This is a genomic window from Streptomyces subrutilus (genome assembly GCF_008704535.1).
In the GTDB taxonomy this organism is placed as follows: domain Bacteria; phylum Actinomycetota; class Actinomycetes; order Streptomycetales; family Streptomycetaceae; genus Streptomyces; species Streptomyces subrutilus.
Genome location: NZ_CP023701.1, coordinates 5,389,500 through 5,411,744, shown reverse-complemented (window position 1 = coordinate 5,411,744; position 22,245 = coordinate 5,389,500). Strand labels below are relative to the sequence as shown.

Here is a 22,245-nt window from a genome sequence, read left to right as displayed (position 1 = left end):
CGGCGGGGACGGCCTAGCGGGGGTCCTGGGCGAGGATCCGGGCCATGTTGCGCTCGGCGAGCGCGGTGATGGTCACGAACGGGTTGACGCCCAGCGATCCCGGGACCAGGGAGCCGTCGACCACGTACAGCCCGGGGTGGCCCTTGGCGCGGCCGAAGTCGTCGGTGGCGTCGCCGAGGACGCAGCCGCCCAGCGGGTGGTAGGTGAAGTTGTCGGCGAAGGCCCTGTTGCCGCCGAACAGGTCGTGGCGGTAGACGGTGACGTTGCGGCGGTTGATGCGGTCGAAGAGGTTCTTGGCGGCGTTGACGGAGGGCGTGTTCTGGTCGCGCCGCCAGTTCAGCCGCGCCGAGTCGGTGGCCGCGTCGTACGTGAAGCTGCCGCGCTCCGGGTTGCGGGTGATGGCCAGGTACATCGAGATCCAGTGCTCGAAGCCCATCGGGAGCGGGGCGATCTCGGCGAAGACCGGGTTGGCCGCGTTGTCCCAGTCGTCGATGCCCAGGGCGGGCATGGTCGACTGGTCGGCCCCGACCGTGTCCCACAGGTGGTTGGCCCGCGCCGTCATCACGTTGCCGTTGTGGCCCCAGCCCAGCCCGACCTTCTCGCTGAGCAGGGGCAGCGCCCCGGTCTCGCGGGCCCGCAGCAGGATCTCGGTGGTGCCCAGGCTGCCGGCGCCGAGGAAGAGCTGCGCGCAGCCCAGTTCGCGGGTACCGGTGACGCGGCCGGCGAGGTCGATGGAGCGGACGGTCAGGACGTAGCCGCCGGCCGGGTCCGGGCGGACGGCGACGACCCGCTGGAGGGTCTCGATGGTGACGTTGCCGGTGCCGAGGGCCGCGGCGAGGTAGGTCTTGTCGACGCTCTTCTTGCCGTGGTTGTTGCCGTAGATGACCTCGCCGGCCAGGGCGGACCTGGGCGCGGTGCCGGCGGCCTCGGCCTTCATGTGGGCGAAGTCGTAGACGTTGGGGACGAAGACGGTCTTCAGGCCGGTGTTCTGCGCGTGCTTGCGGGAGGTCCGGGCGAAGCGGTACCACTCGGTGGACTCGAACCAGGCCGGGTCGATGTCGTTGACGCCGAGCATGGCGCGGGCGAGCGGGTAGTAGGTGCCGTACATCTCGTCGGCGTCGACCCGGGGCAGCATCTCGGAGAAGTAGGCGCGCCGGGGCGTCGGCGCCATTCCGCCGTTGACGAGCGATCCGCCGCCCACGCCGCGGCCCACGTACACGGACATGTCGCCGTAGTTCACGCGGTCCAGGACGCCGGGGTAGGGGCTGATGTCGCGGTTGACGACGTCGAGCCAGAGGAACTGCGCGAGCGGGGCCTCGGTACGGGTGCGGAACCACATGGAGCGTTGGTCGGGCGCGGAGGTGGACGGGAAGACCTTGCCGTCGGATCCCGGGGTTTCCCAGAGCCGGCCCATCTCCAGGACGACGGTGCGCACGCCGGCCCGCCCGAGCCGCAGGGCGGCCACGGCGGCCCCGTAGCCGGAGCCGACGACGATGGCGGGGGCGTAGTGCGCGGCGGCCGGCTCCACCTCGGCGGCCGCGGCCGGCCCGATCCGGGTGAAGCCGAGCGCGGCGGCGGTCTGCAGGGCGCCGAGGCCCAGGACGTGACGGCGCGTCAGATGTGGTGTCATGGCGGCATGATGGGCGGAGTCGGCCGAACCGGCCAGAGACGGTGCTGCCAGGCATCCGGGGGACAGTGGGCCGTGGCGGCGCCGCGGCCCCCGGCCGTGCCCGCGGCCGCGGTCCTCGCCGCGGCTCAGAGCAGTGCGCGCAGCCGCTCCGCCAGCAGGTCCCAGCGCCACTTCTCCTCGACCCAGGCGCGGCCCGCGGCGCCCATGCGGCCGCGCAGCTCCGGGTCCAGCAGGAGGGCGGTGATCCGCTCCGCCGCCTCCTCGGCGGAGCCGCCCCGGACGACCCAGCCCGTCTCGCCGTCCAGGACCGCGTCGGGCGCCCCGCCGGAGTCCCCCGCGACCACGGGCAGGCCCGTGGCCGAGGCCTCCAGGTAGACGATGCCGAGCCCCTCCACGTCGAGCCCGCCGCGCCGGGTCCGGCACGGCATCGCGAAGACGTCGCCCGCGCCGTAGTGGGCGGGCAGCTCGGACCACGGGACCGCACCGGTGAGGACCACCGAGTCCGCGACGCCGGTGGACCGGGCCAGGGCCCGCAGGTCCGCCTCGTACGGTCCGCCGCCCACGATCAGCAGCACCGCGTCCGGCACCGCCGCCAGGATCCGCGGCATGGCCTCGATCAGGGTGTCCTGGCCCTTGCGCGGCACCAGCCGGGACACGCACACCACCACCGGCCGGTCCGTCAGCCCGAGCCGGGCCCGGACCTCCGCGCCCCCCGAGCCCGGGTGGAAGGTCTTCTCGTCGACGCCCGGCGGGAGTTGCACCATCCGGGCCGCCGCCCGGTCCGTCACCGCCGACGCGATCCGCGAGCGGGTGTACTCGCCCAGGTACGTCAGCGTGTCCGTGCCCTCGCCGATCCGCCGCAGCAGCTGCCGCGCCGCCGGCAGCTGGGCCCAGCCCGCCTCGTGCCCGTGGGTGGTCGCCACCAGCCGCCGGGCCCCGGCCCGCCGCAGGGCCGGCCCCATCAGCCCGAGCGGCGCAGCCGCCCCGAACCAGACGGACTCGCAGCCGTGTTCGCGCAGCAGCCCCACCGCCGTGCGCGTCACGCGCGGGGTCGGCAGCAGCATCGTCGTCCGGTCGCGGACGACCCGGAAGGGCTGCTCGGCGTCGAAGGCCGCGGTGGCCTCGCGGCCCTCCGCGCCGTGCTTCCAGGTGGAGGCGTAGACGACGATCCGGTCGGGGTCCAGGCGCAGCGCCATGTTGTGCAGGAAGGCCTGGATGCCGCCCGGGCGCGGCGGGAAGTCGTTGGTCACGATCAGCGTCTTGTGCATCGTCAGCCGACCCTACCGGACCCTTCCGGGCGGTCAGCGGAGCCCGACGCGCACCGCCTCGCGCCAGGTCTCCGTCAGCCCGGCCCGGTCCGTCCCCAGGCCCTCCCGCAGGGCCGCGTCGAGCGGCTCGCGCCCGGCCCGCCCGTACAGGTCGACCAGCGCGGCCCCGCCCCACCGGTCCGCGATCGCGCGGCAGGCCAGCCAGGCGCCCTCGTACGCGCGGGCCAGCGCCTCCGGGTCCCCGCCGAAGGCGAAGTCCGCCGCGTCCGGCAGCTCCCCCGGAGGGCCGTCCCGGCGCACGGCCCGGGCGAGCGCGGGCGCCGCCTGCGCGGGGGTGGTGGCGGTCCCCCGGTACGCCGCCCAGTCCGCGAAGCCCTCCGAGAGCCACAGCGGGGTCGTGGCGGAGGTCGCCGCCCGGGTGGCGACGTGGGTGACCTCGTGGGTCAGCACGATCCGCCGCCCCTCCGCGCCCAGCCCCGCGTACCCCTCGGGGTTGACCACCACCCGGTCGGCGGGAGCGGGCCCGGAGCCGACCCGTCCGGTGGTGACGGCGCCCAGCCCGCGGTAGGTGTCGGCCGGGCGGCCCAGCAGCTGTGCCATCCGCTCCAGGCTGCCGGGGACCAGGACCACCACGCGGCCGGCCCACGGCCGGGGCCAGGCGGCGCTCGCGGCGGGCACCGCCCGGTCGGCCTCGGCGGCGACGGCCCGCAGCGTGTCCTCGCCCTGCCCGGCGCCGCCGAGGACCAGCGCGTGCTGGCCGCGGACCACGCTCACCGGGCCCTGGTCCCACAGCTGCGCGGGCGCCCCGGGGGCGGGCCGGTCGGACCGGACCCGCCAGGTGCCGCCGTCCTCGGCCAGGCCGAGTTCGCGGGCCGAGCCGTCCGGGGCGGCGTCGTAGCCGGTCAGCCGGTAGCGCAGCTGCGCCCGTACGACGGCCCGCGCGCCGTCCCGCCGCACCGAGGCGACCTCGTACGCCCAGCCGTCGAGCGGGACCGCGGCGAGCGGCGCGGGAACGGTGCGCGCCCAGTCGGCCACCGCCCGCCGGATGCCGGGCTCGGCGGTGTCGGCAGGGGGCCGCCCGCCGCACCCGGCCAGCAGCAGGCACAGCAGGAGCGGCAGCAGGCGCACGGCGCGGGGACCCGGGAGCATCAGCCGATCGTACGCAGGGCCCGCGCCGGGCGGCGGCGGTGTCCGGGGCGGGGGCGCCCCCGCCCCGGGGGTCCCGGACGGGCGCGCCCCGGGTCAGGGCCGGGTCACCGAGGACACCGGCATCATCCCGACCGGGTCGTAGCGCACCCGGGCCCCGGGGTAGGGGGCGTGCACCACCTGCCCGTTGCCCACGTACATGCCGACGTGGCTGGCGTCGGAGCGGTACGTCACCAGGTCCCCCGGCCGGGCCTGCGACAGCGGCACCTGCCGGCCCGCGTACCGCTGGGCCTGGGAGGTGCGCGGCAGGGAGACGCCCGCCTGCCGGTACGACCACACCATCAGCCCCGAGCAGTCGAAGCCGGAGGGGCCGGTCGAGCCCCACACGTACGGGCGCCCGACCGCCGCCCGGGCCGCCATCACCGCGGTCATGGCCCGGCCCGAGGCGGGCCCGGCGGAGGAGGGGTCGGGCAGGGCGTCGGGGCGGCCGCCGGAGCGCGAGGCCCGTTCGAAGTCGGCCCGCTCCTGGGAGGGCATGGCGTTCAGCAGCCGGCGCGCGTCGGCGAGCTTCGCGGTGACGGAGCGCTTCTGCCGGGCCACCTCGGCCCGCAGGGACTCCAGCTCGCCGAGCTTGCGCGAGGCCTCCCGGCGCTCCTGGCCGAGCCGGCGCTGCTCCTCGCGCAGGTCGCCGAGCTGGCGGGCCTGGCGGCCGGTCAGCCGGTCCAGCACGGCGGCGCGCTCCAGGTAGTCGTCGGGGTCCTCGGAGAGCATCAGTCCGACGGCGGGGTCGATGCCGCCGCTGCGGTACTGGGCCCCGGCGAAGGTGCCCAGGAGGCCCCGCATGGTGTTGATGCGGTCCTGGCCGCGGGCGATGAGGTCCTGGGCCCGGTTGACCTCGGCGCGGAGCCGTTCGGCCTTCTCGCCTGCCTCGTTGAAGCGTTCGGTGGCCTGCTCGGCCTCCTCGAAGAGCCGGTCCACCTGGGCGCGGCTGCCGGCCGGGGGCTCCTGCGGGAACCCGGGCGCGGCGCTCGCGGGCGCTCCGGCCATGGCGACCGCGGCCGTCGCCGCGGCGGCGGTGAGGACGGTGACCTTCGTGTTCCGGTCCAGGCCGGTGGGGCCGGGCCGGCGATGGGACGCCACGTGAGACCGCTCCCTTCCGCTGCGCGGTGCCCGGGTCCGCCCTCCGTGGGCGGCCGTGTGCCGGGTTCCGCGCTGGCAGACAGTAGCCGTGCGACCACCCACCGGCCAACGACCCCGGGCGGGCACGCACGCCGACGCCCCGCAGGAGACGCAGGTCACCGGCGGGGCGTGCGGTCAGGGCGCGGGCCCGTAATTCGCCCGGATGGGCGGTGTACGGCGCGTCCCCGGGGGGCGGAGCGGGTCGTGCGGGGCCGGGCGGCCCGGTCAGCCGATGCGGACGCCGAACTGGAACGGCATGTTGTCCATCGACTCGTACTTGATGCCGCCGCGCGGGTTGGAGGCGTGCAGCGTCATGTTGTTGCCCGCGTACAGGCCGACGTGGTGCAGATCGCCGTAGAAGAAGACCAGGTCACCGGGCTGGAGCTGGCTGCGGCTGATCCGGGTGCCGTCGTTGGCCTGGGTGTAGGTGACCCGGCTGATGCTGACGTTGGCCTGCTTGTAGGCCCACTGGGTCAGCCCCGAGCAGTCGAAGGCGCTGGGGCCCGTGGCACCGGAGACGTAGGCGCCGCCCAGCTTGGTCTTCGCGGCGGCGAGGGCGGCTCCGGCCCGGCCCGAGGCCTTGACCGGCGGGCCGAGTTCGGCGCGCTCGCCCTCGCTGCGGCTGGCCCGGGCGTCCTCGTCCTTGATCTGCGCGCGCTCCTGCGCGGTCAGCGTGTTGAGGAGGGCCTGCGCCTCGTTGAGCTTGTCCGTCGAGGCCTTCTTCTTCTCGCCGAGCTCCTTGCGGGTCGCGTCGAGGTCGGCGAGCTTGCCGGCGGCCTCCTGGCGCTGCTGGGCGAGGCTGCGCTGCTTGGCCTGGATCTTCTGGACGGCCTCGACCTGCTTGCCGCTCAGGTGGTCGAGGGAGGATGCCTTGTCGAGGTAGCTGTCGGGGTCCTCGGAGAGCAGCAGCGCGAGGGACGGGTCGATGCCGCCGTTGCGGTACTGGGCGCTGGCCATCGAACCCAGCGTGCTGCGCAGCTCGTTGAGGTCGCCCTGGCCGCGCGCGACCTGGTCCTGGAGCTGGCCTATCTCCTTCTCCAGCTTCTCCTGGCGCTCCTTGGCCGCGTTGAACTTCTCGGTGGCCTGCTCCGCCTCTTCGTAGAGGGCGTCGACCTGGGTCTTGACCTCGTCCTTGCCCGGCTTGGCCGGAGCGGCGGAGGCACCCTGGGAGGAGAGCGCGACGGCGGCGGCCGCGGTGGCGGTCAGGACGGTGACGCGAGCGCGGGTCGGCTGCTTGGGTCGACGGTGGGACGCCACGAAGGCGAGCTCCTTCTTCCTAGAGCCGCCGAAGAACGCAACTCGGCAGCACCTCCGCCGTCACCCCGAATGAGTGATCTACCGCACGAAGGTTTGAACAGACCTTAGTGACCTCGCTGTGATCAGTTCAAATCCCGACGTGAAAAAACCCGGTCCCCTACCAGCTTCTTTACCTTCAGCACACGCTGTGTGCCGGGCACTTGACGGTACGTTCCCGCAGCACGCCCGCAAGCGCGGCATTGCGCCCAGCAGTTACGAAACGCGCGAAAGCCGCTTCAGCAACAAGGCGGACGCAACGGGCCGCGCCCCGGCCTTGGCCACCCCGTCGGCGACCTCCCGGTCCGTGGAGACCACGACCACCGGCCGGCCCGGCGGCTCCGCCCGCACCAGCTGGCGGATCAGCTCGTCCGCCGTCACCCCGGCCTTGGAGAACAGCACCCGCACCCCGCGCGGCGGCGCGAGCAGCACCGGGGCCGCGAGCTCCGCCCCGTCGAACACGCAGGTCATCTCCGCGCCGGTCTGCGCGGCCAGCATGGACAGCCCGCCCAGCAGCCGCAGCCGCTGCTTCTCCAGCGGCATCGTCGGGTAGCCCGTCTTCGTCACGTTGTAGCCGTCGATGACCAGATGGGCCTGGGGCAGCGCCAACAACTGGTCCAGCAGCGCCGGATCGGTCTCCGACAGCGCGCGCGCCGCGATGTCCTTGGGCGTCATCCGGCCCGGCTCGACCGCCTCCACGGTCTCCGCCGGCCGCGTGGAGAGGGGCGGCAGCGCCAGCTCGCGGCGCAGCCCCGCCGCCGCGTCCAGCACCGTGTCCAGCAGCAGCCGCAGCCGCATGTCCTCGATGCTGCGCCCCTCGCGCGTGGCCCGGCGCGAGGTCTCCAGCGCCGTCTCCACCTCCGCCAGCCGCGACTTGAGCCGCCGCGACTCGCTCTCGGCGGCGGCCACCCGGGCCGCCGCCTCCGCGCGCGCCCCGTCGACCTCCGCGTTCACCTTGCGCAGGGCCGCCTCGCCGCGCTTGACGTCGCTCAGCGCGCTGCGCAGCTTGCGGTGCAGCGCCTCGGCCTCCTTGCGGACCGCGTCCAGCTCCGCCCGCGTCTGGTCACCGCCGCTGCGCTGCGCCTCCCGCAGCTGGGCCAGCTCCTCGCGCAGCCGCTCCAGCTCCCGCCGGGTCTCCTCGTCCGCCCGCTCGGCGTCGGCGCGCTGCGCCTCCTCGCCCGCGGCGGCCACCAGCTTGACCCACCCGGCCGGCCGCAGCACGTAGGCCGCGGCCGCCACGTCCAGCGGGTCCGCGGCGGCGGGCGGCGCGCCCGACTCCAGGGCGCCGGCCAGGTCGCCCTGCGCCTCGCGCAGCCGCTCGGCCACCCGGCCGCGGAACACGGGGTCGGACTCGACCGCCGCGGCCATCGCGTTGCCCGCGAACTTGGCCCGCCGGGTCGGGGTGAACCGGGCGTACTGGCGCAGCTGCGCCGGGAGGTCCGCGACCGTCAGTCCGCCGAAGGCGTCCGAGACGAGCGCGACGACCCGGCGCCGCACGCCTTCCGGCAGCGGGCGGTCGAGCACCTCGGCGGCGCCGCCGGCCGCGTCGGCCGGTTCAGCGCCGCTTGCTGGCTCCACAATCCGTCACCCCTACCGTGATCTACCTGTGGACGCGCCTCCCTCAGGAGTCCGCGCCCGGCCTGTCCACGAGCTCGATCTGGTCCACCGCGTTGCACCAGCGGCAGCGGACCGACTCGATGGTCTCATTGACCACCTCGCGCTCCTCGACCTTCGGCTCCCCGGCGAGGTCCAGGTGGACGTACTCCACGACCTTCGACGAGCGCGTGACGTCGAATCGCGTGAGGTTGCCGCACAGGGTGCAGCGCCACCGGGTGGTGTCGGTCGGCAGGGGAACCGTCATCGGGCCGCTCTCTCCTTCGTAGCTGTTTCAATTAAAGCGGTCCGAGCGGCCCCGTGCTGCGGCCGCCGGAGCGCAGCTCGTAACCCTACGGCCTGCCACCGGCCCGGGAGGGCCCGCTTGCGTCATGCTCTGTCACATGATCGTAAGGTGGCGGGCCGTACGCGAGGCTGCCCGGGGACCGGTGGTCACCCACGCGCTGATCGCGGGCTGCGGTGTGGTGTTCGTGCTGAGCCCGGCATCCGGGCTGAACCCGGTCTACGGAACCGGCGACCGGCTGCTGGCGGCCGGCACGGCCTACTTCGAACGCTGGGGCGTGGTCCCGGACGAGCTCTTCACGGGCAGCGCCCGGGCCTGGCTGACGCCGCTCACCGCGCTCTTCGTCCACGGCAGCTGGCTGCACCTGCTGGGGAACATGCTCTTCCTGTACGTCTTCGGGGCGCTGGCGGAGGAGCGGATGGGCCGGGGGCCGTTCCTCGTCTTCTACCTGTGCACCGGGTACGCGGCCCTGGCGGCCTACGCGGCCGCCAACCACGACTCCGCCCAGACCCTGGTCGGCGCCTCCGGAGCCATCTCGGCGGTCCTGGGCGCGTTCCTCTACCTGCTCCCCCGGGCCCGGGTGACGAGCCTGTTCCCGTTCCTCTTCTTCCTGCCGCTGCGCTTCCCGGCGTGGATGGTGCTGCTCTTCTGGTTCGCCCTGCAGTGGGTGGCCGCGCAGCGCGCGGAGAGCGGCCCCGGGGTGGCCTACCTGGCGCACCTGGTGGGCTTCTCGCTCGGCTTCCTCTACGCGTGGGTGCGCTACCGGGGTGCGACTAGAGTGAGGCGACCAGCGACGGCCACCGAGGGAGACAGCCAGCCGTGATCACCGCGATCGTGCTCATCAAGACCAGCGTGGACCGCATCCCCGAGATCGCCGAGTCCATCGCCGCGCTGGACAGCGTCAGCGAGGTCTACTCGGTCACCGGCACGTACGACCTCATCGCGCTGGTCCGCGTGGCCCGGCACGAGAACCTGGCGGACATCATCCCGGGCCGCATCAGCAAGATCCCCGGCGTCGAGGCCACGGACACGCACGTCGCGTTCCGCACGTACTCCCAGCACGACCTGGAAGCGGCCTTCGCCATCGGCCTGGACGCCTGACCCCACCGCCGGCGCCTGGTCCGGCCCGCCGGCGGGCCGGACCGGTCAGACGGCCGGACCGTCAGACGGCCGGGACGCAGCGGCCCGCCTCCGTGCGGTACTGCCACTGCGCGCCGTCCGCGACGAGCTCCTTCACCGCGCGGACGAACCGCTCCACGTGCTCGTCGGGGGTGCCCGCGCCGAAGCTCACCCGGATGGCGTTCAGCGAGCGCTCGCCCGGCGCCGCCTCCGGCGCCCCGCACTCACCCGGCTCCTGCGGCTCGCTGCCGAGCAGGGTGCGCACCAGCGGGTGGGCGCAGAACAGCCCGTCGCGGACGCCGATCCCGTACTCGGCGGAGAGGGCGGCGGCGAAGTGCGAGCTGTTCCAGCCGTCCACCACGAACGAGATGACGCCGACGCGCGGCGCGTCGTCCCCGAAGAGGGACAGCACGCGGACCGCCGGGACCTCGGCCAGGCCCGCGCGGACCTTGGCGATGAGGTGGTGCTCACGGGCGACCAGGCTCTCGAACCCGGCCTCCGTCAGGGCCTTGCAGGCGGAGGCGATGGAGTAGACGCCGATCACGTTCGGGGAGCCGGCCTCGTGGCGGGCGGCGGTGGTGTGCCACTCCACGTCCACGCCGCCGTCCTCGCGCCGGGCCACCTTGCGGGAGGCGCCCCCGCCCGCCAGGTACGGCTCGGCCTCCTGGAGCCAGTCGGCCCGCCCGGCCAGGACGCCCGAGCCGAAGGGGGCGTAGAGCTTGTGGCCGGAGAAGGCCACCCAGTCCACGTCGAGCTCCTGCACCGAGACGGGGTGGTGCGGGGCCAGCTGGGCGGCGTCCAGCACGATCCGCGCACCGTGGGCGTGCGCGGCGGCGGCGAGCTCCTTGACCGGCCACAGCTCGCCGGTGACGTTGGAGGCGCCGGTGACGCAGACCAGGGCCGGGCCGTGGGGCTGGCGGTCGGCCAGCGCCCGCTCCAGCGTGGCGACGGCCTCGGCCGGGGTGCGCGGGGCGTTGAGGTAGGTGACCTCGGCGTCCACCCAGGGCAGCAGGGAGGCGTGGTGCTCGGTCTCGAAGACGAAGACCTGGCAGCCGGCCGGCAGGACGGCGGCGAGCAGGTTGAGCGAGTCGGTGGTGGACCGGGTGAAGACGACCTGGTCGGCGGGGCGGCAGTCGAGGAACTCGGCGACCGTGACCCGGCTCTGCTCGAACAGGTCGGTGGAGAGCTGCGAGAGGTAGCCGGCGCCGCGGTGCACGCTGCCGTAGTAGGGGGCGTAGGCGGCCACGTCGTCCCAGACCCGCTGGAGGGCGGGCGCGCTGGCCGCGTAGTCGAGGGCCGCGTAGGTGACCTCGCCGCCGGTGACGAGCGGGACGGTGACGTCCCGGCCGAGGACGGCCAGCGGCTCGGCACAGGCGGGGTCCGCGGCGGGGGCGACGGGAGCGGGCACGGCGGAGGTCTCGGCCGGAGCGGTGGCGGAGGCGGTGGCGGCGTTCAGGGATGCGGACATGGCGGAGTCTCCCGGCAGGCAGGGGTGAATGGCTTCGGTGCGCCCGTACGGGATGCGGCGCTGCGGCCGACCGGGGTACGGGAGGGTCCTCGGAAGGCGCACGGGCGCCGCGGGGGTACACGGAAGTGACCCTGTTCCGAGGGTGGAAGAAGGGGCGGAGTCGCCCTATCGCATTCGCTTGCTCACGAAAAACGCTCCTCGAGAGACCAGGACCCCTGGTGTCGAGGGATCCGCGCTTGCCGTAGACCTCGCTGCCTACGGCCTGGTCATCACCCGGGGCACCCCGCCACGGAAGGAGGGTTGCCGGACAGCAAGCCGGGGCCTAAACGCTGTCACTCGTGACCTGGGAAGCATCCTGCCACATGATCCGCCGCGCGCAAGACCCCGGTCCGCATGGTGGACCGGGGTCGTGGCGCGCAAGGGGCCGGCGCGGTTCAGGCGTTGCTGGCCGCCACCCACCGCTCCAGGGCCGCCAGGGCGGCGCCGGAGTCGACGGCCTGGGCCGCACGGGCGATGCCGGCCGCGAGCTGCTCCTCCAGCGTGCCCGTGCCCGGGTCCAGGGCCACCAGGGCGGCGGCCGAGTTCAGCAGGACGGCGTCGCGCACCGGGCCGCGCTCGCCGGCCAGCAGGCGGCGGGCGACGTCCGCGTTGTACGAGGCGTCCGCGCCGCGCAGTTCCGCCACGTCGACCAGCCCGATCCCCACGTCGCGCGGGTCGAAGGCCTGCTCGGCGACCTTCCCGTCCCGGACCCACCAGACGCGCGAGGTCGCGGTCGTGGTCAGCTCGTCGAGGCCGTCGTCGCCGCGGAAGACCAGCGCGGAGGAGCCGCGCTCGGCGAGCACCCCGGCGACGATGGGGGCCATCCGGGCGTCGGCCACGCCGGTGGCCTGGGCCCGCACCTTCGCCGGGTTGGTGAGCGGGCCGAGGAAGTTGAAGGTGGTGCGGATGCCCAGCTCCTTGCGGGCGGCCGCGACGTGCCGCAGCGCGGGATGGAACCTGACCGCGAAGCAGAAGGTGATCCCGGCCTCCTCCGCGACCTCGGCGACCCGCGCCGGCGTGAGGTCCAGGTTGACGCCGAGCTTCTCCAGGACGTCCGAGGCGCCGCTCGCGGAGGACGCGGCCCGGTTGCCGTGCTTGACGACCTTGGCGCCCGTCCCGGCCACCACGACGGCCGACATCGTGGAGATGTTCACCGTTTTGGCCCCGTCGCCGCCGGTGCCGACGATGTCCACGGTCCGGCCGGGCACCTCGATCAGGTTGGCGTGTTCGTACATGGTCCGCACCAGGCCGTTGATCTCGGCGACGGTCTCGCCCTTGGCCCGCAGGGCGACCGCGAAGCCGGCGATCTGGGCGTCCGTGGCCTCGCCGCGCATGATGCGGTCCATCGCCCAGGCCGTGTCGTCGGCGCGCAGGTCCTGGCCGGTCAGCAGTGCGTCGAGCACGCCCGGCCAGCCACGGGCCGCCGCGCTGTCGCCGCCTGCCGGGGTCACCACGTCCATGGTCCGCTCCTGCGCTAGTGGGCCGCTCCCGTATCCGCCGCCCACGTCGATTGGGGAAGGGGGCAAGCCTATCCAGCCCCGGTTACGGCAAAGAGCCCCGTCCGGACACTGGACGGGGCTCTCGCCGTGGCGACACCAGGACTGACCGGAATCAGCCCCTCAAACGGTCATGCGGTACCGCGGGAGGTCAGTGGTGGCCGTGGCCGCTCTGGATCTCCTTGTACTCCTCCACCGTGGGCTTCGGAATCTGGCTGTCCTCGGCGTAGTACCCCTTGCTGAGCTTGACGCGCAGCTTCTCCAGGGCGCCCACCTTGCGCTCGACACCGTTCTCGTCGACCGTGGGGCCGATCTCGGCCGGCTTGTACTGCTGGTGCGAGGTCAGCTTGTGCAGCTGGCCCTGCGAGAGCGGCTCGTGGATCTCGACGAACTCACCGTGCGGGAGGCGCTTGATGATGCCGGTCTCGCGACCGTGCAGCACCTTGTCGCGGTCCCGGCGCTGCAGGCCGAGGCAGAAGCGCTTCGTGATCACGAAGGCGATGACCGGGCCGACGAAGAAGCCGATCCGGGCGAACCAGGTGATCGAGTTGATCGACAGGTGGAAGTACTGCGCGAACATGTCGTTTCCACCGGCGATCAGCAGGATCACGTACCAGGTGATCCAGGCGACGCCGAAGGCCGTACGGGTCGGGACGTTGCGCGGACGGTCCAGGATGTGGTGCTCGCGGTTGTCCTTGGTGACCCAGGACTCGATGAACGGGTAGACCGCGATCGCCGCCAGGACCAGCGGGAAGATCACCAGCGGGACGAAGACGCCCAGGACCAGCGTGTGGCCCCACAGGTTGATCTCCCAGCCGGGCATGGCGCGGATCAGGCCCTCGGAGAAGCCCATGTACCAGTCGGGCTGCGCACCGGTGGACACGTGGTCCGGGCGGTACGGGCCGAGCGCCCAGATCGGGTTGATCGACGCGAGGCCCGCGATGGCCGCGATCACGCCGAAGACCAGGAAGAAGAAGCCTCCGGCCTTCGCCATGTAGACGGGCAGCAGCGGCATGCCGACGACGTTGTTGTTCGTCTTGCCGGGGCCCGCGAACTGGGTGTGCTTGTGGTAGAAGACCAGGATCAGGTGGGCTACCAGCAGGCCCATCATGATGCCGGGCAGCAGCAGGATGTGCACCGAGTAGAACCGCGCGACGAAGTCGCCGCCCGGGAACTCCCCGCCGAACAGGAACATCGACAGGTACGTGCCGACGACCGGGACGGACAGGATGGCGCCCTGCATGAAGCGGACGCCGGTGCCCGAGAGCAGGTCGTCCGGCAGCGAGTAGCCGGTGAAGCCGGTGAACATGCCGAGGACCAGCAGCAGGAAGCCGAAGACCCAGTTGATCTCGCGGGGCTTGCGGAACGCACCGGTGAAGAAGACGCGCATCATGTGCACGAGCATCGCCGCGACGAAGATCAGCGCGGCCCAGTGGTGGATCTGGCGGATCAGCAGGCCGCCGCGGACCTCGAAGCTGATGTTCAGCGTCGACGCGAAGGCCTCGGACATCATGACGCCCTGCATCGGGACGTACGAGCCGTGGTACTCCACCTCGTTCATGCTGGGGTGGAAGAACAGCGTCAGGTACACACCCGTGAGGATGATGATGATGAAGCTGTAGAGGCAGATCTCGCCCAGCATGAAGGACCAGTGGTCCGGGAAGATCTTGCGCATGTTGGCCTTGGCCAACCCGTAGATGCCCAGGCGGCCGTCCGCCCAGTCGGCTACGCGCTCGCCGGCGGGCGCTTTGCGCGCCGGCTTGGTGTCAGTGGCAGTGCTCATCCGCGCTCCCAGAATGCAGGACCGACGGGCTCTTCGAAGTCGCCGAGCGCTTCGAGGAAGCCTTCGTCATTCACGCCGATCCGCAGCTGCGGAAGCGCGTGACCGGCCGGGCCGAAGATGACACGGGCGCCGTCGGAGAGGTCGAAGGTGGACTGGTGGCACGGGCAGAGCACGTGGTGCGTCTGCTGCTCGTACAGGCTGATCGGGCAGCCGACGTGGGTGCAGATCTTCGAGTAGGCCACGATGCCCTCGTGGGACCACTCCAGCTCCTGCTTGTCCTTGATGTCGGCCGGCTGGAGCCGGACGATCATCAGGGCCGCCTTGGCGATCTGCGTCTGGAAGTCGTGCTGGCCCTCTTCCAGGCCTTCCGGCCGGACGAAGGTCAGCGAACCGACGATGACGTCCTCGGGACGCAGCGGCTCGTTGGTGTTGTCGTTGATGAGCAGCTTGCCCTTGGCCCACAGGGTCTTGCGCAGCTTGTCCTCGGGCAGCGGCCCGAGGTCGCGCATGATCACGACGGCGGAGAGCGGCAGCATGGCCAGCGCGCCCAGCATCGTGTTGCGGATCAGCGGGCGGCGGCCGATGCCGGACTCGCGCGCGCCGTCGGCGAAGTCCTGCAGGACCTGCGCCTTGACCTCCGGCGGGGCGGCGATCTCGTGGCGCTCGGCGGCGACCTCGACGTCGGACATCAGGGTGCGGGCCCAGTGGACCGCGCCCGCGCCGATGCAGAAGAGCGCCGTGGCCAGGGTCATGCCGAGCGCGAAGTTGAGCGCGCTCACCTTCCCGATGGGGAAGATGTAGACGATCTTGTCGACCGGGAAGATCACGTAGGACGCGATGAAGCCGATCGTGGCCAGCATCGACAGCGTGAAGAGCATCGCGACGGTGCGCTCGGAGCGCTTCGCCGCCCGCTCGTCGATGTCCTGGATGCGGGGCCGGTGGACCGGCAGGCCGGGGTCGGCGAACGGGTCGTCCGCGACCGCCACGGCACCGTGGTGCGCGTCGCCCTGCTCGCTCGGCAGGTGCTTCTCTTCGGGAATGTCTTGGCTACTCATGACTTCTTGGCCTTAGCGGTGTGGGCCGCGACCCAGACGGCGACAGCGATCAGCGCACCCAGACCGAAGATCCAGCCGAAGAGACCCTCGGAGACGGGGCCGAGGCCGCCGAGCTTGAGGCCACCAGGGTTGGTCGACTTCTCGCCGTTCACGTTCTGGAGGTACGCGATGATGTCCTTCTTCTCCTTCTCCGGCATGGTGCTGTCCGGGAAGGAGGGCATGTTCTGCGGGCCGGTGAGCATGGCCTCGTAGATGTGCTTCGACGAGACGTCCTCAAGGTTCGGGGCGTACTTGCCGTTCGTCAGTGCGCCGCCCTCGCCGGTGAAGTTGTGGCACTGCGCGCAGTTGTTGCGGAAGAGCACACCACCGTTGGCGATGTCGGCGCCCGCCGGGTCGTACTGCTTGGCCGTCGGCGTGATCGGGCCGGCGCCGAGGGACGCGATGTACGCGGCCAGCTGGTCGATCTGCGCCTGGGTGTAGATGGCCGGCTTCTTCGGCACCTGGGCGCCGGGCTGCTGGGCGGGCATGCGGCCCGTGCTCACCTGGAAGTCGACGGCCGCGGAGCCGACGCCCACCAGGCTCGGGCCGTCAGAGGAACCCTGACCGCCGGTTCCGTGGCAGCTTGCGCAGCCGACGGCGTAGAGCTTCTTGCCCTCCTCGATGGCGAGGGACTGGGCGGTTTCATCGGCCTGCGCCTTGCCCGCGGGGGCGAAGGCGGCGTACAGCCCCCCGGTGGCCGCCAGCGCGAAGAGTAGAACGACGACCGCCGCCAGCGGATGGCGTCGTCGTGCGGAGAGCTTTTTCACGGATTACCCCGGTGTCAGGATCTTCTGCGTCGGTGTTTCTGGATGGAGTGCCGGGGCCTGCCCGGCGACGTGTTCGCTACTTGATCAGGTAGATCGTGGCGAAGAGGCCGATCCAGACGACATCGACGAAGTGCCAGTAGTAGGACACGACGATGGCCGACGTGGCCTGTTCGTGGGTGAACCTCTTGGCCGCGTACGTCCGGCCGAGGACCAGCAGGAAGGCGATGAGACCGCCCGTCACGTGCAGCCCGTGGAAGCCGGTGGTCAGGTAGAACACCGAGCCGTACGGACCGGACGAGAGGCTCATGCCCTCGTGCTTGACCAGCTCGGTGTACTCGAACACCTGGCCGCCAATGAAGATCGCACCCATGACGAACGTGATGATGAACCACGTCCGGAGCTTCTTCACGTCACCGCGCTCGGCTGCGAAAACGCCGAGCTGGCAGGTGAGCGAGGAAAGCACCAGGATCGTCGTGTTCGTCGCCGAGAAGGGCAGATTCAAGGCCGAGGCCTGCTCTGTCCAGTACTCGGCACCCGTCACTGATCTCAGGGTGAAGTACATCGCGAAGAGGGCCGCGAAGAACATCAGCTCGGAACTCAACCAGATGATGGTTCCGACGCTGACGAGGTTCGGCCGGTTGACCGTCGGGTGCGCGTGCCCGGTATCTACTGTCGTTGCTGTCGCCACGACCGACATTATGTCGGTCGCTTATCCCGCCCTCACCCCGGGGGGTGCCGTTCGGAGTGTCCGGGGGGTGTGCAAGGCCCGAACGGCCCATCGGACGGCCCTCCGGACGCCACTCGCGAGCCTGTCCGAACCGATGTTGACAACGCATCGGGAGGAGTAGCATCCCGCGCAACATCAACGTGATTCACGGGACACGTGGAGGAACGAAATGCGGGCGACTGCGCGGGTTCTGGTCTACAGCGACGACGCGGGCACCCGGGAGCAGGTGCGGCTGGCGGCCGGGCGCAGGCCGGCCGCCGACCTGCCGCCGGTGGAGTTCCTGGAGTGCGCGACGCTGCCGGCGGTCCTGTCGGAGCTGGACGCGGGCGGCATCGACGTGTGCGTGCTGGACGGCGAGGCCGTCCCGGCCGGGGGCATGGGCGTGTGCCGGCAGATCAAGGACGAGATCTTCCGGTGCCCTCCGGTGCTGCTGCTGATGGGGCGCCCCCAGGACGCCTGGCTGGCCACCTGGAGCCGCGCGGACGCCGCGGTCACCCTTCCGGTGGACCCGGTGGAGTTCGCGGACGCCCTGGCGGGTCTGCTGCGGGCCCGCCTGGCCTCGTCCGCGGCCTGAGCGTCACCCGACGCGGACGGCTCACCCGTCCGTGCGAACTCCGGGTCGCGGACGACCGGATGCCGCACGGAAGGGTGAGCCGCAGGACGGACGCGGACGTCGGCGCGGCGGGGCCGCGCGGACGCCGGACGGCCGGACGCGTCAGACGGTCGGGCGCAGGCGGGCCTGGTCGATCGCGTTGCGGCCCTCCTGGGTGCCCTTGAGGAGCGCGCTGCCCTCGCGCCAGTCCTTCCAGTCCATGTTCCAGTCGCCGAAGCCGTTGCCGAAGATGTCCATGTCGTCGCCGATGCTGTTGATCACCCTGACGACGTCGCCCTCGGTGATGTTCTCGTAGAACCAGGCGGCGTTGCCGGTGCTCATGCCGGTGCACCCGTGGCTGACGTTCTCGTAGCCCTGGGAGCCGACGGACCACGGCGCGGCGTGGACGTATTCACCGCTCCAGGTGACGCGGGTGGCGTAGTAGACGGGCAGGTTGTAGTACTCGCTGCCGCCGATGCCGACGGTGTCTCCGCGCATCTGGACGAAGTACTGCTTGCCGAGCACCACCTTCACGCCGTTGCGCGTGGAGAAGCCGGGCTTGCCGGTGGTCACCGGAATGGTGTTGATCACTTCTCCGTTGCGGCGGAACGTGAGGTAGTGCGAGGAGGCGTCGGTGGTGACCTCGACGCGGTCGCCGATCTCCAGCTTCAGCGGCTTGGCCGCGGCCCCGTAGAGGTGGTCGCCGACACGGACGCCCTCCAGGTTGCTCTGTACGGAGACCTCGATGTTGGCCGGCCAGTAGTCCTTGGGCCGGTAGTGGAGCTTCTTGTCGTCGACCCAGTGCCAGGCGCCCTCGACGCCCGAGGGGGCCGTGACGACCAGGCCCCGTTCGATGACGGCGCGGGCGGCCTTGTCCTTGACGGGTTCGCTGAGTTCGGCCGTGATGGGCTGTCCGACGCCGTACTTGCCTTCGTCCGGGCCGAATTCCACCTTGAGGACGCCTTTGGCCGGGGTGGTCTCGAAAGCCGCTGTGCGCTGCCCTGGGGCACCCTCGGAGTTCTCGGTGTGCACGGTGACCGCGTAGCGCACGCCGGCGGCCATCGGGACCGTGTTGTGCCAGCGGTCCCCCTTGGCGGACAGCTCGCCCGCCAGGCGGCGGCCGTGGGTGTCGACGACCATCACGTCGGTGATGCGCCCCTTGCCCGCCTTCGCCGTGACCTCGAAGGGCTTGTCGGGGTCGACGGGACGTCCGCCGGCGGCCTGGTTGAAGCTGATCTGCTCGCCCGCGTCGTACGGGCGGGCGGACAGTGGGTTCTTGTCGCCCGACCCGCATGCGGTGGCGCCGGCCCCGAGGGACGCGACCAGCAGGGAGCAGCCGACAACCGTCCAAAGACGCGGTGAGTGGTTCATGAGGCTAACGCTATGAACATATGACAATTCCGGCATGCGGGATGACTGCAAACGAGGGGCCCGGACTCCTCCGAAGAGGTGTCCGGGCCCGGTCACGCCGTTCTCGCGAAGCCGCTCGCGAGGGTTTCGCTACTGGTTCTGGTTCTCACCGCGGTAGTACTCGTACACCCAGCCCCACAGGCCGATCAGGATGACCGGAGCCGAGAAGTACATCAGCCACCAGCCGAAGATGACGCCCATGAAGGCGAGCGCGCCACCGATGGCCAGGGAGAGCGGCTGCCAGCTGTGCGGGGCGAAGAAGCCCAGCTCGCCGGCCTCGTCGGCGACGTCGGCGTCCAGGTTGTCCTGGGCCATCTCGTCGACGCGCTTGGCCGTGAAGGCCAGGTAGTAGCCGATCATCACGCTCAGGCCGAAGGCCAGGAAGAGCGCGGTGGTGCCTACGGGCTCCTTCGACCACACGCCGTACACGACGGCCATGATCAGGATGAAGAAGGAGAGCCAGAGGAACATCTTGCCCTGGATCTTCACTTGCCGGCCTCCTTGCCACCTGCGACGGCCTTGGTGGCGGCGCTGTGGTCCTCGAGGTGGTCGAGGGCCGCGATCTCCGGGTGGTGCAGGTCGAACGCCGGGGACTCGGAACGGATCCGCGGCAGGGTGAGGAAGTTGTGCCGCGGCGGCGGGCAGGAGGTCGCCCACTCCAGCGAGCGGCCGTAACCCCACGGGTCGTCGACCTCGACCTTCTTGCCGTACTTCGCCGTCTTCCAGACGTTGTACATGAAGGGCAGCATCGACAGGCCGAGCAGGAACGAACTGATCGTGGAGATCGTGTTCAGCGCGGTGAAGCCGTCGGCGGCGAGGTAGTCCGCGTACCGGCGCGCCATGCCCTCGGCGCCCAGCCAGTGCTGCACCAGGAAGGTGCCGTGGAAGCCGATGAACAGCGTCCAGAAGGTGATCTTGCCGAGGCGCTCGTCCAGCATCTTGCCCGTGAACTTCGGCCACCAGAAGTGGAAGCCGGAGAACATCGCGAAGACCACGGTGCCGAAGATGACGTAGTGGAAGTGCGCGACGACGAAGTACGAGTCGGAGACGTGGAAGTCCATCGGGGGCGAGGCCAGGATGACGCCGGTCAGACCACCGAAGGTGAAGGTGATCAGGAAGCCGACGGCCCAGAGCATCGGGGTCTCGAAGGACAGTGAGCCCTTCCACATGGTGCCGATCCAGTTGAAGAACTTCACACCGGTCGGTACCGCGATCAGGAAGGTCATGAAGGAGAAGAACGGCAGCAGCACACCGCCGGTGACGTACATGTGGTGGGCCCACACGGTCACCGAGAGGCCGGCGATGGCGATCGTCGCACCGATCAGACCGATGTAGCCGAACATCGGCTTGCGGGAGAAGACCGGGATGACCTCGGAAATGATCCCGAAGAAGGGCAACGCGATGATGTACACCTCTGGATGGCCGAAGAACCAGAAGAGGTGTTGCCAGAGTAGGGCTCCGCCGTTCGCCGCATCGAACACGTGCGCACCGAACTTGCGGTCGGCCTCCAGCGCGAACAGCGCGGCGGCGAGGACCGGGAAGGCCAGCAGGACCAGGACACCGGTCAGCAGGACGTTCCAGGTGAAGATCGGCATGCGGAACATCGTCATGCCGGGCGCGCGCATGCAGATGATCGTGGTGATGAAGTTGACCGAACCGAGGATCGTGCCGAAGCCCGAGAAGGCCAGACCCATGATCCACATGTCGGCGCCGATGCCCGGCGAGCGGACCGCGTCCGACAGCGGGGAGTAGGCGAACCAGCCGAAGTCGGCGGCGCCGTTCGGCGTCGCGAAGCCGGCCACCGCGATGGTCGAGCCGAAGAGGTACAGCCAGTACGCGAACATGTTCAGCCGCGGGAACGCCACGTCGGGCGCGCCGATCTGCAGCGGCATGATCCAGTTCGCGAATCCGGCGAACAGCGGCGTCGCGAACATCAGCAGCATGATCGTGCCGTGCATCGTGAACGCCTGGTTGAACTGTTCGTTCGACATGATCTGCGTGCCCGGTCGGGCCAGCTCGGCGCGCATGAAGAGCGCCATGATCCCGCCGATGATGAAGAACACGAACGACGTGACCAGGTACATCGTGCCGATGGTCTTGTGGTCGGTGGTGGTGAGCCACTTGATGACCACGTTGCCCGGCTGCTTGCGCCGCACCGGCAGCTCGTTCTCGTACGAGTCAGCTGCGGCGGCACCCTGGGATTCGTTGAGGATGCTCACAGTTTATTCGTCTCCGCGTTCCGGGCCGGGTCGGTCTGCTTGATGCCGGCCGGGAGGAAACCGGTCTGCCCCTTCGCCGCGAGCTCCTTCAGGTGCGCCCGGTACTTCTCGGGCGAAACCACCTTGACGTTGAAGAGCATGCGGGAGTGGTCGACGCCGCAGAGCTCGGCACACTTGCCCATGAAGGTGCCTTCTTGGGTCGGAGTGACCTCGAAGACGTTGGTGTGGCCCGGGATGACGTCCTGCTTGAACAGGAACGGGACCACCCAGAAGGAGTGGATGACGTCGTTCGACGACAGGATGAAGCGGACCTTCTCGCCCTTGGGCAGGAAGAGGGTCGGCCCCGGGTTCCCCGTCTGCGGGTTGCGGTCGCCGGGGACGCCCTTCTCGTAGACGCCCTCGGCGCCGGCCGGGAAGTCCTTGGTGAAGCGGTCCGGGATGGAGTCGAGCTCCTTGGGGACCGTCGTCGTCCGCGCGGCGGACTCCTCCGCGCCGGGCCGCTGGGGCAGCTCCCGCGCCTTGGGGGTGGCCGCGTCGCCGTCGACGTCCTCGACGTAGTTGAAGCCCCAGCTCCACTGGAAGCCGACCACGTTGATCGTGTGGGCCGGCTTGGCGGAGAGGGAGAGCAGCTTCGACTCGTCGCGCGCCGTGAAGTAGAAGAGCACGGAGACGATGATGAGGGGGACCACGGTGTACAGCGCCTCGATGGGCATGTTGTACCGGGTCTGCGCGGGGACCTCGATCTTCGTCCGGCTACGCCGGTGGAAGATGACGCTCCACATGATCAGGCCCCACACCAGGATGCCCGTGATGAGCGCGGCCGCCCAGGATCCCTGCCACAGGGAGAGGATGCGCGGAGCCTCCTCGGTCACCGGAGTCGGCATTCCGAGGCGGGGGAAGTCTTTCCATGTATACGAGCAACCAGTGGCGGTCGCCAGGACCACGCCCGCAGTCAGCGCCTGCAGCAGCTTCCGCCGCATCGGGCGCCGCGGCGAGCGGTCGGAGCCGTAGGGACTCACGTAGCGCCTTCCCGAGAGTCTCGGCCCGCGCGGCCGGCCGCGGCCGTGTTCGGGTCGGTCGCCGGCCCTGACGCAGGCAGGGGTTTGGATGTTTATGCG

The 22,245-nt window shown here is 71.2% G+C and carries 20 protein-coding genes and 1 riboswitch; of the genes, 3 read left to right on the top strand and 17 right to left on the bottom strand.

The features are described 5' to 3' along the window. Positions 1 to 13 precede the first annotated feature (13 nt). From CP968_RS23940 to CP968_RS23910, 7 genes are all read right to left on the bottom strand, one after another. On the bottom strand, positions 14 to 1,630 hold the full coding sequence (locus CP968_RS23940) for a GMC oxidoreductase (protein WP_150519953.1): 1,617 nt from the start codon (positions 1,628 to 1,630) through the stop codon (positions 14 to 16). Between the two features lie 125 nt (positions 1,631 to 1,755). Next, positions 1,756 to 2,898 (bottom strand): glycosyltransferase family 4 protein, encoded by a 1,143-nt coding sequence (locus CP968_RS23935; RefSeq protein ID WP_150519952.1) that lies wholly within the window; start codon positions 2,896 to 2,898, stop codon positions 1,756 to 1,758. 33 nt (positions 2,899 to 2,931) lie between these two features. Then, positions 2,932 to 4,047 carry a hypothetical protein gene (locus tag CP968_RS23930; protein WP_150519951.1) on the bottom strand — a complete coding sequence of 372 codons (1,116 nt, stop codon included), beginning with the start codon at positions 4,045 to 4,047 and terminating at the stop codon, positions 2,932 to 2,934. Between the two features lie 93 nt (positions 4,048 to 4,140). Next, positions 4,141 to 5,184, bottom strand: a complete 1,044-nt coding sequence (locus tag CP968_RS23925) for a C40 family peptidase (RefSeq protein ID WP_150519950.1) — start codon at positions 5,182 to 5,184, stop codon at positions 4,141 to 4,143. Positions 5,185 to 5,448: 264 nt separating this feature from the next. Then, complete coding sequence (locus CP968_RS23920) at positions 5,449 to 6,480, bottom strand: C40 family peptidase (RefSeq protein WP_150519949.1); 1,032 nt, start codon at positions 6,478 to 6,480, stop codon at positions 5,449 to 5,451. Between the two features lie 252 nt (positions 6,481 to 6,732). Then, complete coding sequence (locus CP968_RS23915; RefSeq protein ID WP_150519948.1) at positions 6,733 to 8,097, bottom strand: NYN domain-containing protein; 1,365 nt, start codon at positions 8,095 to 8,097, stop codon at positions 6,733 to 6,735. Positions 8,098 to 8,137: 40 nt separating this feature from the next. Continuing rightward, positions 8,138 to 8,377: a hypothetical protein gene (locus tag CP968_RS23910; protein WP_008738811.1), complete on the bottom strand. Its 240-nt coding sequence runs from the start codon at positions 8,375 to 8,377 to the stop codon at positions 8,138 to 8,140. Between the two features lie 124 nt (positions 8,378 to 8,501). Here CP968_RS23910 and CP968_RS23905 point away from each other — a divergent pair, with 124 nt between their 5' ends. Both CP968_RS23905 and CP968_RS23900 read left to right on the top strand, forming a co-directional pair. Continuing rightward, on the top strand, positions 8,502 to 9,236 hold the full coding sequence (locus CP968_RS23905) for a rhomboid family intramembrane serine protease (protein WP_150519947.1): 735 nt from the start codon (positions 8,502 to 8,504) through the stop codon (positions 9,234 to 9,236). Further along, a complete protein-coding gene (locus CP968_RS23900) occupies positions 9,233 to 9,514 on the top strand; it encodes an Lrp/AsnC family transcriptional regulator (RefSeq protein WP_008738815.1) in 282 nt (93 codons plus the stop codon). The genes CP968_RS23905 and CP968_RS23900 overlap by 4 nt, the downstream gene beginning before the upstream one ends. Before the next feature lie 61 nt (positions 9,515 to 9,575). On the opposite strand, the gene CP968_RS23895 is transcribed toward CP968_RS23900, so the two are convergent. From CP968_RS23895 to ctaE, 6 genes are all read right to left on the bottom strand, one after another. Then, positions 9,576 to 11,000 carry an aminotransferase class V-fold PLP-dependent enzyme gene (locus CP968_RS23895; protein ID WP_189828895.1) on the bottom strand — a complete coding sequence of 475 codons (1,425 nt, stop codon included), beginning with the start codon at positions 10,998 to 11,000 and terminating at the stop codon, positions 9,576 to 9,578. A 227-nt stretch (positions 11,001 to 11,227) separates the two neighbouring features. Then, positions 11,228 to 11,344, bottom strand: a riboswitch (SAM riboswitch). Positions 11,345 to 11,434: 90 nt separating this feature from the next. Beyond that, complete coding sequence (gene trpD, locus CP968_RS23890; protein WP_150519946.1) at positions 11,435 to 12,499, bottom strand: anthranilate phosphoribosyltransferase; 1,065 nt, start codon at positions 12,497 to 12,499, stop codon at positions 11,435 to 11,437. Positions 12,500 to 12,686: 187 nt separating this feature from the next. Then, positions 12,687 to 14,318: a cytochrome bc1 complex cytochrome b subunit gene (gene qcrB, locus CP968_RS23885; RefSeq protein WP_150519945.1), complete on the bottom strand. Its 1,632-nt coding sequence runs from the start codon at positions 14,316 to 14,318 to the stop codon at positions 12,687 to 12,689. Further along, positions 14,315 to 15,373 (bottom strand): cytochrome bc1 complex Rieske iron-sulfur subunit, encoded by a 1,059-nt coding sequence (gene qcrA / locus CP968_RS23880; protein WP_150519944.1) that lies wholly within the window; start codon positions 15,371 to 15,373, stop codon positions 14,315 to 14,317. Before qcrA ends, qcrB begins: the two co-directional genes overlap by 4 nt. Beyond that, the gene (gene qcrC, locus CP968_RS23875) at positions 15,370 to 16,179 is read right to left on the bottom strand and encodes a cytochrome bc1 complex diheme cytochrome c subunit (protein ID WP_150519943.1); all 810 of its coding nucleotides are present in this window, start codon (positions 16,177 to 16,179) and stop codon (positions 15,370 to 15,372) included. Before qcrC ends, qcrA begins: the two co-directional genes overlap by 4 nt. Positions 16,180 to 16,255: 76 nt before the next feature. Continuing rightward, on the bottom strand, positions 16,256 to 16,876 hold the full coding sequence (ctaE, locus tag CP968_RS23870; protein ID WP_008738823.1) for an aa3-type cytochrome oxidase subunit III: 621 nt from the start codon (positions 16,874 to 16,876) through the stop codon (positions 16,256 to 16,258). Between the two features lie 199 nt (positions 16,877 to 17,075). Between ctaE and CP968_RS23865 the strand changes: the two genes are divergently transcribed. Next, positions 17,076 to 17,480, top strand: coding sequence for a DNA-binding transcriptional response regulator (locus CP968_RS23865; protein WP_150519942.1), 405 nt, complete (start codon positions 17,076 to 17,078; stop codon positions 17,478 to 17,480). A 141-nt stretch (positions 17,481 to 17,621) separates the two neighbouring features. Here CP968_RS23865 and CP968_RS23860 read toward each other — a convergent pair whose 3' ends face one another. From CP968_RS23860 to ctaC, 4 genes are all read right to left on the bottom strand, one after another. Next, positions 17,622 to 18,869 carry a L,D-transpeptidase gene (locus CP968_RS23860; RefSeq protein ID WP_150519941.1) on the bottom strand — a complete coding sequence of 416 codons (1,248 nt, stop codon included), beginning with the start codon at positions 18,867 to 18,869 and terminating at the stop codon, positions 17,622 to 17,624. Positions 18,870 to 18,998: 129 nt separating this feature from the next. Further along, entirely contained in the window at positions 18,999 to 19,397 is a 399-nt protein-coding gene (locus tag CP968_RS23855; RefSeq protein ID WP_150519940.1) for a cytochrome c oxidase subunit 4, read from the bottom strand. Beyond that, positions 19,394 to 21,127, bottom strand: a complete 1,734-nt coding sequence (gene ctaD / locus CP968_RS23850; RefSeq protein ID WP_150519939.1) for an aa3-type cytochrome oxidase subunit I — start codon at positions 21,125 to 21,127, stop codon at positions 19,394 to 19,396. The genes CP968_RS23855 and ctaD overlap by 4 nt, the downstream gene beginning before the upstream one ends. Beyond that, positions 21,124 to 22,146, bottom strand: a complete 1,023-nt coding sequence (ctaC, locus tag CP968_RS23845) for an aa3-type cytochrome oxidase subunit II (RefSeq protein WP_150519938.1) — start codon at positions 22,144 to 22,146, stop codon at positions 21,124 to 21,126. Before ctaC ends, ctaD begins: the two co-directional genes overlap by 4 nt. Positions 22,147 to 22,245 lie beyond the last annotated feature (99 nt).